This is a genomic window from Tabrizicola sp. (assembly GCF_036781545.1).
GTDB lineage: Bacteria > Pseudomonadota > Alphaproteobacteria > Rhodobacterales > Rhodobacteraceae > Tabrizicola.
This window is the reverse complement of record NZ_DAIQAT010000028.1, coordinates 19,567-29,643: the sequence shown is the minus strand read 5'-3', so window position 1 is coordinate 29,643 and position 10,077 is coordinate 19,567. Positions and strand designations below refer to the sequence as shown.

At 67.6% G+C, this 10,077-nt stretch carries 9 protein-coding genes; 2 read left to right on the top strand and 7 right to left on the bottom strand.

Annotated elements, in window-relative coordinates; all coding sequences use genetic code 11:
- The first annotated feature begins 100 nt into the window (after positions 1–100).
- Entirely contained in the window at positions 101–3,604 is a 3,504-nt protein-coding gene (locus tag V7Q39_RS07210) for a translocation/assembly module TamB domain-containing protein (protein ID WP_333815882.1), read from the top strand.
- A gap of 3 nt (positions 3,605–3,607) precedes the next feature.
- On the opposite strand, the gene V7Q39_RS07205 is transcribed toward V7Q39_RS07210, so the two are convergent.
- The 7 genes from V7Q39_RS07205 to V7Q39_RS07175 form a co-directional block, all read right to left on the bottom strand.
- Positions 3,608–3,823, bottom strand: a complete 216-nt coding sequence (locus tag V7Q39_RS07205; protein WP_333815881.1) for a hypothetical protein — start codon at positions 3,821–3,823, stop codon at positions 3,608–3,610.
- Positions 3,824–3,982: 159 nt separating this feature from the next.
- On the bottom strand, positions 3,983–4,663 hold the full coding sequence (locus V7Q39_RS07200) for a YjbF family lipoprotein (RefSeq protein ID WP_333815880.1): 681 nt from the start codon (positions 4,661–4,663) through the stop codon (positions 3,983–3,985).
- Positions 4,664–4,668: 5 nt separating this feature from the next.
- Entirely contained in the window at positions 4,669–6,771 is a 2,103-nt protein-coding gene (locus tag V7Q39_RS07195) for a YjbH domain-containing protein (protein WP_333815879.1), read from the bottom strand.
- A 120-nt stretch (positions 6,772–6,891) separates the two neighbouring features.
- Complete coding sequence (locus V7Q39_RS07190; protein WP_333815878.1) at positions 6,892–7,335, bottom strand: MarR family winged helix-turn-helix transcriptional regulator; 444 nt, start codon at positions 7,333–7,335, stop codon at positions 6,892–6,894.
- Positions 7,332–8,162 (bottom strand): carbon-nitrogen hydrolase family protein, encoded by an 831-nt coding sequence (locus V7Q39_RS07185; protein WP_333815877.1) that lies wholly within the window; start codon positions 8,160–8,162, stop codon positions 7,332–7,334. The genes V7Q39_RS07190 and V7Q39_RS07185 overlap by 4 nt, the downstream gene beginning before the upstream one ends.
- A complete protein-coding gene (gene grxC / locus V7Q39_RS07180; protein ID WP_333815876.1) occupies positions 8,162–8,419 on the bottom strand; it encodes a glutaredoxin 3 in 258 nt (85 codons plus the stop codon). The genes V7Q39_RS07185 and grxC overlap by 1 nt, the downstream gene beginning before the upstream one ends.
- Positions 8,420–8,452: 33 nt before the next feature.
- Complete coding sequence (locus V7Q39_RS07175) at positions 8,453–9,175, bottom strand: ComF family protein (RefSeq protein WP_333815875.1); 723 nt, start codon at positions 9,173–9,175, stop codon at positions 8,453–8,455.
- A 23-nt stretch (positions 9,176–9,198) separates the two neighbouring features.
- Here V7Q39_RS07175 and V7Q39_RS07170 point away from each other — a divergent pair, with 23 nt between their 5' ends.
- On the top strand, positions 9,199–10,035 hold the full coding sequence (locus V7Q39_RS07170) for a methyltransferase domain-containing protein (RefSeq protein ID WP_443082495.1): 837 nt from the start codon (positions 9,199–9,201) through the stop codon (positions 10,033–10,035).
- Positions 10,036–10,077 lie beyond the last annotated feature (42 nt).

The window sequence follows — 10,077 nt, the reverse complement described above, 5'->3', positions numbered from 1 at the left end:
CGATCCGGCTGGACGTGGCGACGCCGATCAGCGGCACCACCGGCGACGGGGTGCAAATCTACGTCGGCCTGGGGCAGTCGTTCTGATGCGGCGGATCCTGATGATAGCTGCCTGCCTGCTGCCCGGAATCGCCTGGGCGCAGGAAGACGACCGCAGCTTCCTGACCGGCTTTCTGGAGGACTCTCTGTCTGGCGCCGGGCGGACCGTCACCGTGACAGGTTTCACCGGGGCGCTTTCCTCGCGCGCGACGATGGAGCGGCTGACCATCGCCGACGACAAGGGCGTCTGGATCACCCTGAACGGCGTGGTCCTGGACTGGAGCCGCTCGGCGCTTCTGTCGGGTGAGCTGAATGTCAGCGAGCTTTCCGCCCAAGAGATCATCATCGCGCGGCTTCCCGAGACGAAGGAGAGCGCGCCTTCGCCCGAGGCCTCGGGCTTCAGCCTGCCGGAGCTGCCGGTCTCGGTGCAGATCGACCGGGTGGCGGCAGAGCGGATCGAACTGGGTCCCGAGGTGCTGGGCCAGCCGGTCACGGGTACGCTGGAAGCCTCGATGCAGCTTGCGGGCGGCGAGGGTCAGGCGAAACTGGACCTGGTCCGCACGGGCGACGGGCCAAGTGGCGAGATCACGCTGGATGCCTCCTATTCCAACGCGACGCGCGTGCTGGGGCTTTCGCTGGTGGCCGAGGAAGGCGCGAAGGGGATCGTGGTCAGCCTGACGAACATCCCCGGCTCGCCTTCGGCGTCGCTGCGGGTCGAAGGGACCGGCCCGATTGACGACTATGCCGCCAATATCGCGCTGGCGACCGACGGAGCCGAACGTCTGCAGGGGACCGTGACCGTCCGGACCGAGGACGGCGGGCAGCGCTTCCTAGCCGAGGTCGGCGGCGACCTGGCCCCGATCCTTGCGCCTGAGCAGATGGATTTCTTCGGCACCGAGGTCGGGCTGCAGCTGGATGCGCTGCGATCCCCGGCGGGGCGGCTGGTCCTGAATCGGTTCGATCTTTCCACCCGCTCGCTGACCCTCGGCGGCAAGGCCGAGATTGCGGCGGACGGGCTGCCGGAATGGTTCGACGTGACGGGCACGCTCGCCGCGCCTGACAACACGCCGGTGATCTTGCCCTTCGGCGGCGAGACCCGCGTCAGCCGGGCGGAGTTCCATCTTGCGACCAGGCCGGGCGACCGGGACAGCTGGTCAGGCGAGGTGTCGGTGGACGGGCTGGACCGCCCCGACATTAAGATTGCCCGGATGCGGCTGGACGGGTCGGGCCGGGTGGGACGGACGCCTGCAGGCAACAGCTTCGGCGGGACGATCAAGGTGCTGGCCTCGGGCATCGCGCCCACCGACACGGCGCTGGCCGAAGCGCTGGGACCGGAGATCAGCGGCGAGCTGCGGATGCATATGCTGGAGGGCTCGGGCGCGCTGACCCTGTCCGGCATCCAGATTGAGGGGGCCGGGCTGACCGGCACCGGGGCGTTGAAGATCGAGGGGCTGGAGAGTGCCTTCCTGACCAGCGGGCAGCTTGCGGTGGACGCCAGCGACTTCTCGCGCTTTTCGGGGCTGGCGGGGCGCAAGCTGGGCGGGTCCGGTCGGCTGGAGCTGACGGGGTCGGCCAGCCGGTTGTCCGGCTTCTTCGACGCCGACATCGCCTTCACCGGCAACGATCTCAGCCTGGATATCCCGGAGGCGGACCGCCTGCTGGCGGGGCCTTCCACCCTGACCGCCTCGATCCGCCGCGACAAGGACGGCACCGTGCTTCGTGCGATGGAGCTGGCGGCGGACGGGCTTCTGGCACGCGCGAGCGGCAAGCTCTCTTCTCTGGGGTCGGACCTGGCGGGATCCGTTACGCTGGACGACCTGTCGGTGCTGGGGCCGGGCTACGGCGGATCGGCCGCGCTGGACGCCCGCTTCACCGGCACGCCCGAGGACGGGCAGGTCACGCTGACGGGCTCCGGCCAGTCGCTGCGCATCGGCAACCCCGAGGCGAACAAGCTTCTGGCGGGCAAAAGCGAACTGGACCTTGCGCTTGCGCTGAAGGACGGCGTTGTACAGGTGCAGTCGGCCAAACTGTCGAACCCGCAGCTTTCGCTTGCCGCAAACGGCACGGTCGAGGGTGGGCGCAGCACTATCAAGCTGGACGCGCGGCTGGCGAACCTTGGGCTGATCGTGCCCGAAGTGCAGGGCCCGCTGACCGTCGCCGGCACAGCCACGCAGGATGCCCAGGGCTATAGCCTGGACATTTCCGCCACCGGACCGGGCCAGATCAGCGCCGCCGTGGCGGGACGCATCGCCAACGGCTTCAACACCGCCGACCTCACGATCCGGGGCGCAGGCGAGGCCGGGCTTGCCAATCTCTTCATCTCGCCCCGGTCGGTCTCGGGCCGCGTCGGCTATGACCTGCGGCTCGACGGGCCGCTGGCGCTGCAGTCGCTGTCGGGGCGGGTGTCGCTGTCCAACGGGCGGATTTCCGATCCCGGTCTGGGCCTTTCGCTGCAGGGGACCGAGGCGGTGGGCCAGTTGCAGGGCGGCACGCTGCAGTTGGCGGCGACCTCCGGCGTCTCTTCCGGCGGCACGCTGCGAGTCGACGGGCCGGTCGGGCTGACCAGCCCCTACCCCGCCGATCTGGGGATCGCGCTGAACGGCCTGCGGCTCTACGACCCCGAGCTTTACGACACACGGGTCAGCGGCAACCTCACGCTGAAAGGTCCGCTGACCGGCGGCGCGCTGCTGGCTGGTGCCTTGGCGCTTTCGGAAACCGAAGTGCGGGTGCCCTCCTCCGGCTTCAGCTCGGCGGGGGCGCTTCTGGACATCCGCCATGTCCGCGAGCCCGGCGCCGTGCGGGAAACCCGGCGCAAGGCGGGGCTTCTGGGCGATGGAAAGGCCGCCTCCGGGGGCGGCAGCAGTGTGCAACCCATCGCGCTGGACCTGACCATCTCTGCCCCGAGCCAGATCTTCATCCGGGGCCGCGGCATCGACGCCGAACTGGGCGGCGAGTTGCGTCTGCAAGGCACCACGGCAAATGTGCAGCCCTCCGGCGGGTTCGAGTTGATCCGGGGGCGGATCGACATCCTGGGCCGCCGCCTGGTGCTGTCGCGCGCCGACTTGGTGATGGAGGGCAGCCTGATCCCGAACATCAGCGTCGAGGCCTCGACCGAAAGCGACGGGATCACCAGCACCGTGAGCGTGGAAGGCCCGGCTGATGATCCTGTGGTCAGCTTCACCTCATCCCCCGACCTGCCACAGGAGGAAGTGCTGGCGCGGCTCTTGTTCGGGCGCGGGCTGGACAAGATTTCGGCCCTGCAGGCCGCGCAGCTGGCGAACGCGGTGGCGGTTCTGGCCGGGCGCGGCGGTGTCGGCCTTGTCGGTAACCTGCGCCGCAGCTTTGGGCTGGATGACCTGGACATCACCACCGACGAAGACGGCAGTGCCGCGGTGAAGGCGGGGAAATACATCTCGAACAACGTCTATACCGAGATCGAGGTCGACCAGGAGGGCAAGAGCCGGATCAACCTGAACCTCGACCTGCGCAAGGGCGTGACGGTCAAGGGCCGGTTGGGCGCCGATGGCGAGACCGGGATCGGGGTCTACCTGGAGAAGGACTACTAAACCTCACGGCGCCGGGGCCGGTTCCTCTTTCTCGTCCGACCCGCACATGACGATGCACAGGATCAGCGGCACCGCGAGCCAGGGCAGCATTCCGGCGCTGGAGGCGGGTTTCTCCTCGACCACAGGGGGCTCTTCCTCGACCACGACGACGGGGCCCCCGGCAAGGGCGGAGGTCGCGAAAAGCACGGCGGAAAGCGTCAGCGCAACCAGGGTCTTCATGGCGGCCCTCCTGCAGTGGTTCGTGGCGCAAGACTAGCCGCGCCTTGCGCAATGCAAGCCGATCTTCGGCGCATGGGTGAAAGAATAGCCGAAACTGAGCGATTCTTGCATCAGATTCGCCAGAGTCCCGGGGGTCGAGGCGCCAGCGGCGCGCTTCGGTCAGTCGATCACGCGCTGGAACTCGACGTAGCCGATCATCCCGCTGACCCATTGCCGCGACTGCCGAATCGACCGGCCCTCGATCCAGTAGTCATTGGTGACCTTGCCGTTCGGACGGGTGCAGGTTTCGGTCACATGGGTGGCCGCGTGGCTGCGGCCCAGGACTTCGATGGTTTCCTTGCCAATGACCGCGGTGGTGCAGTCATAGGTGCGCCGGGTACCCTGGTCGTCAGCGCCAAGGAAGTAGTAGATGCGCTGGTAGCCGGTGCCGGGCTGAAGCAGCTGCCCGATGGACGGCGCTTGCGCCGACATCAGGTCGACCCCGAGTCCACGGGTCTGGATCAACACACCGTTTCGCTGCGAGAAGGTCGCACCGTCCGGGGTCTTCCAGGTCAGGACCTCGCCCTTACTGTCGAAGATGCCGAGGAAGCCGGTCTGGCCCAGGGTCTTGGAGGAGACAAGCAGGACCGGCTTGCCCGCCGCTTCCAGCTGGGCGCGCAGTTCGGCGGGCGTGGCGGCCTTCTTGGTGGATGCGCCCCCGGACTTCTTCGCCTTCGCCTTTGCGACGCTTTGCTGCGCCATGGCACCGATGGCCGAAGCCACCGGATTCGGCCCGGACTTCTCGTTGCCACAGCCGGAAAGCAGCGCCAGCACAACGGCAGCGGTGACAAGCTTGGTCATCAGGCTCACCGCCAGACCCTGCCCCAGTCAGGATCGAGCCCGTCGGTATGATATTCGCGGATCGACTCATACAGGCGATCATCGACATCCACCCGCGCCCCGCCATCGCCGCCCTTCGGCCGCAGCGTCATGCCAAAGCCCCGGCGGGTTTCGGTGCCAAGCGCCCAGTTGAACGGGATGGTGAAGTGGACGCCCTTGTCGAAGCCGCCCTCGCCGAAATCCTCGGGGCTGGCGTCGGTGACCGTGGCGAAGGCGCCCACGCGCCAGCCGTTGGCGAAGACCCGGTCCAGCGAGATCGTCGCCCCGACATCCCCCGCCAGATAGCGGCCCACGTCCAGCTGGCCCAGGTAGCCATTGCCGAAATCGTAATAGGCCGAGATATAACCGGTCACGATGTCATAGTCGTATTCGCCGAAGCCCAGCCCGCCATCGGTGTCGCGCTGCTTGGTGTAGTTCAGCTCGGCCCCGAGGGCGAGCTGGCTGTCGACCGGCTTCCACAAAAGCTCGCCCGAAATCCCGGCATGCATCCGCTCCAGATAGCCGACCGTCACCCGGGAATAAAGGTTCTCGCCGGGGCGGGCGAACCAGGCAAGTGTCAGTCTTTCCAGCGCCGGATCGCCAAATTCATTGTAGAGACGGCCATCGCTGCGGACGTGCGGCAGAGCCGAGGTCGAGGGTGTGCTGTCGTCCCTGTTGTTGGCGACCTGCTTGAAGATCGATCCCGACAGGACAAAGCCCGGCGCAATGTCGTAGCGGGCCGAAAGCCGCAGCCCGACATCACCCTTCAAGGGCTCGGTCAGGCGCAGCACCGGCTTCAGACTCCAGCCGAACTTGGGATAGAGGCCCTCGTCGCCCAGCGAATAGGCCGGCGTCGGCCCGGCATCGCTCACCGTCACCCGCTCGCGCAGAAGCGAGGCGTTGTCGGCGGTGTATTCCAGAGCCTCCAGATCGCTGCGCCGGACGGTGATCTTCGAGGCGCCGATGCCATTCACCACCGGCACGATCTCGAACACCTCGACCGAGGCCGGCATCACATGGCTCAGCGCGCGCGCCGTGCGGCCGATGGCCTGCGAGCCCGCGTCGATCCGGTTGTTGCGGATGCGGACCTGCACGCTGGTCGCGGTATAGGCCAGGTTCTCAACCGCGATGCCGTCGGCCGCAAGCCGCTTGGCCAGGTTCTCCCGCAGGATCGGCCCGGCATCGGGTTGCGTGACCCAGCCGCCGTCATAGGCATCGGGGTCGGCGGCGCGGGCCGGGCGGGCCTTGACCGGCGCCGGCGCGGCCCCGACGATCCCACCCGTCGCGCGACTTTTCGGGTCGAGGATGACGTGGAAGGCGAAGCCGAACTCTGACCCGTAAAGCGAATAGACGCCGAACCGGGTGTTCGGCCCGCGCTGGTATTCCAGTCCGAAGTTGAACGGGCTGTCGCGCTCCATGAGCCCGCGCACCTCATCCTCCAGCACATAATCGTCCGAGGAATATTCCGCCTTGAAGGTCCAGGTGTCGCTGATCTTGTATTCCACCCCAGCGAAGGGCGCTGCCTCGCCCCGGAACCACTGGTCGGCATTCGGCGTGCCCAGCGGGTCGACCGGAGGCCGGCTACCGAACACATCGCCGATCCCGCCAGAACTGCCCAGCCGCCCCCAGCCCAGGCCCGCCGTCACCTTCAGCCGGTCGCCGAAGGTCTTCGTCGCGGCGATGTATTCCGACGCGAACATCCCCTGCCCGGTGAAATCCTGCAGGCCGATGGTTACGGCGGGGGCGATCTTGCCCTCTTTCAGCACCTGGTAGCGCAGGTCGATGCTGCGGTCGGTTTCCTTCGCGTCGCCCGGAATGACGCTGTCCCAGTCGCGCCAGGTCTGGAAGCGGAACGAGGCCGACAGCCGCTCGGTCGCCTGGAAGCTCAGCGTGGTGCGGGTGATCGGCCCGACGACGCCCATGCTGAAGGTGAAGGTCGCATCGTCCTGCGCATCGCCCGAGGGCATGTCGATGATGCCGGTCACGCCGTTCACGTTCAGCGACTTGGTCATTTCCGCCAGCGCGGGGGCCGTGGAAAGCGCCGTGCCAAGGGCAAGCGATGAAAGGACGTGACGAGGCGAAAGCTGCATGGCGACCGGGTCCAGAAGATACCCTAAATCTATGCGAAGATATGGCGGCAAGGGCAAGGGCTATTGGTGCCCCGTCGGCCAATCCGGCACGGCTATGGCTTTTCGGACATGGCCCGAGGCTCAGCCGTCCTCCAGCTTGATCCGCAACTCGCGCAGCACCGGCAGAAGCGCGCGCACTCGGTCGGCGCCGATGGCCTGCACCACTTCGGCGATCAGCGGCACCACCCCGGCCAGCGCGGCCTCGCGCGCCGCGCGGCCCGAGGGGCTGATCGCCACAAACTTCTGCCGGGCATCCTCCCAATCCGGGCGGATATGCACATGTCCAGCCCATTCCAGCTTGGCCAGCGTGTTGGTCATCGCCCCGCGCGTGACATGGAACGACTTCGCCAACTGGGCAGGGGTACGTTCGTCCCCCACCCGTGCCAGATGGTTCAGCACGCTGAAATGCGACAGCTCCATGCCCTTCGGCAACACCCGGGAGATGCGGTTGCGCGCCAGCTGGTCGGCCATGAACAGCTCGCCAAAGAGGGCCACCGCGATGTCGTCGGCCTTCTCGGTGCTCATGGCCCCTCGAAACCCCGGTCGTGCGTCAGCGAGGGCACCCTGCCCCGCGCCTTCGCCACCTCGTCCAGGTCGAGGTCGACCAGCGTGACCCCCGGCTCGATCCCGGCATCAGCCAGCACCTCGCCCCAGGGCGCAATGGCCAGCGAATGGCCGTGGGTCTTGCGACCCTTGCCGTTCGCCTCGGGGTGGAAACCGGTCTGTGCCGGGGCCAGCACGAAGCAGCCGGTCTCGATCGCCCGCGCCCGGAGCAGGGTTTCCCAATGCGCGGCGCCGGTGATGTGGTTGAAGGCCGCGGGCACGGTGATCAGCTGCGCCCCGCCCTGTGCCAGCCGCCGGTAGAGGGCCGGGAACCGCAGGTCGTAGCAGACCGTCATCCCGATCGTGGCGAACGGCGTCTCCGCCACCACCGCCCTTGCGCCGGGCCGGTAGCCCTCGCTCTCCCGGTAGACCTCGGTCGCCGAGACGTTCACGTCGAACATGTGGATCTTGTCATAGCGCGCCGCGATACTGCCATCCGGCGCGATCAGGAAACTGCGATTGGCGAAGCGCCCGTCCGCATCATGGGTCAGAAGGCCCAGCGAGCCGATCAGCAGCCAGATGCCCGAAGCCTTGGCCTCGGCCCGCAGCGCGGCAAGTGTCGGATCGTCCTCCTCATGCCGGAAAACGGCGCGCTGGTGCGCCCGGCTGGAGGACAGCCCGTTCGTCAGCTCCGGCGTCAACACGAAGCCCGCACCTTGGGCCACCGCCTGCCGGATATACGCCAGCGTCACCGGCAGGTTCGCCGCCGGGTCGTCCGTCACCGTCAACTGGACCAGCGCCGCCCGCATCATTCGGCCAGAAGCGGGTCGAGCTTGCCGGCATGGTCCAGCGCGTGCAGGTCGTCCGACCCGCCGACATGCACCGTTCCGATGAAGATCTGCGGCACCGTCCGCCGTCCGTTCGCCCGCTGCACCATCGCTGCGCGCAGGGACGGGTCAGCGCTGACGTCGATCTCGCGATAGGCCACGCCCTTGCGGTCGAGAAGCCGCTTGGCCATGGCGCAATAGCCGCAATAAGGGGTGGTGTAGATTTCGACCGGGCGCATGGGAATCCTCTTTCGTGCCCGGAATATAGAGCGTCAGCCGTCTTTCGCAACGCGCGCCAGACACAGGACCGAAACCGACCCTGCCCCTGCCGCCAGCAGCGCCTCGGTCGCCGCAGCGAAGGTCGCGCCCGAGGTCATCACATCGTCGATCAGCAGAATGTCGCGCCCCTCGACCCGCTTCTGGCGCGATCCGGGCACCGCGAAGGCGTCCACCAGATTGGCAAAGCGCGCGTCGCGGGTCTTGCCCTCCTGGCTGCCGGTCGGCCGCTTGCGGATCAGGGCATCCGGGCAATGGTCCAGCCCGGCAGCTTTGGCGATGGCGCGGGACAAAAGCGCGGCCTGATTGAACCGCCGCCGGAAAAGCCGCATCCAATGCAGCGGCACTGGCACCGCCAGCATTTCCGGCTGCAGGATCGGCGCTGCCGCCTTCAGCATCCAGGCCGAGGCCGGGCGGGCGAGATCCATCCGGTCGCCGTGCTTCAGCGCCAGCACCAGCCGCCGTCCGTTGTCGCGATACATCAGAGCAGCGCGACCCCTCTCCCATGGACGGGCGATGGTCATGCAATCGTCACACAGCGCCCGCTCACCGCTGTCAGACCCCGGCAGCGGCACCCCGCATCGGTCGCAGGTAAGGCCGGAAATGAAGGGCGTCTCGCGCCAGCAGTCGGCGCAAAGGCCGAAGTCCGATTGCACGGGGGCCGAACAGGAAATGCACTGCGGTGGATACAGGATTTGCAGCGCGCCTTGCATTCCCATTCCGCCCTCCTAATCTTCGTCCGATGACCCAGCCGATGACCCTGACCGACCGCGCGGCGCTAACCCGCCACCGCGACCGTGCCCGCCGCCTGCCCGGCCACGACGAGGCGCTGTTCCTGCATCGTCTCGCTTTGGCCGATCTACAGGAGAGACTCGGAGAGGTTAACAGAAGGTTTACGGCGCCTGCTGTGGTGACAGGTTTTCCCGAGGTTTTCAGGGAGTTGTCCCCGGCAAAGATGGTCTCCGACGACGATCTGATCGCGCTGGAGACAAACGCTCACGATCTTGTCGTGCACGCTATGTCGCTTCATTGGACGAACGACCCCATCGGCCAACTGGTCCAATGCCGCCGGGCGTTGACGCCCGATGGGCTGTTCCTCGCTGTCCTTCCAGGCGGCCGCAGCTTGCAGGAGCTCCGCACCTCCCTCGCCGAGGCCGAGGCGGCCGTCGCCGGCGGCCTGTCGCCCCGCGTCCTGCCGATGGGTGAAATCCGGGATCTGGGCGCGCTGATGCAGCGGGCCGGGTTCGCCCTGCCGGTGGCGGACAGCCTGGTGCAGACGGTGGAGTATCGAAGCTTCCCCGCGCTCCTCTCCGACCTCCGGGCAGCGGGCGAGACCAATGCTTTGTCCGGGCGGCTGCGTCACTTCACCCGGCGGTCGGTGCTGGCCGAGGCGGCACGTATATATGCCAGTAGCTACAGCACCCCCGAGGGCCGTCTGAAGGCGACGGTGGAGCTTGTCGTCCTGACCGGCTGGGCGCCGCACGAAAGCCAGCAGCAGCCCCTGCGGCCGGGGTCGGCAAGGGCGCGGCTGGCCGATGCCCTGGGCGTGCCGGAGAAACCCTTGCCCAAAGACGGTTGACCCCGCCTGCCCAACCCTTATGTCCCGTCCTGAACCAATGGG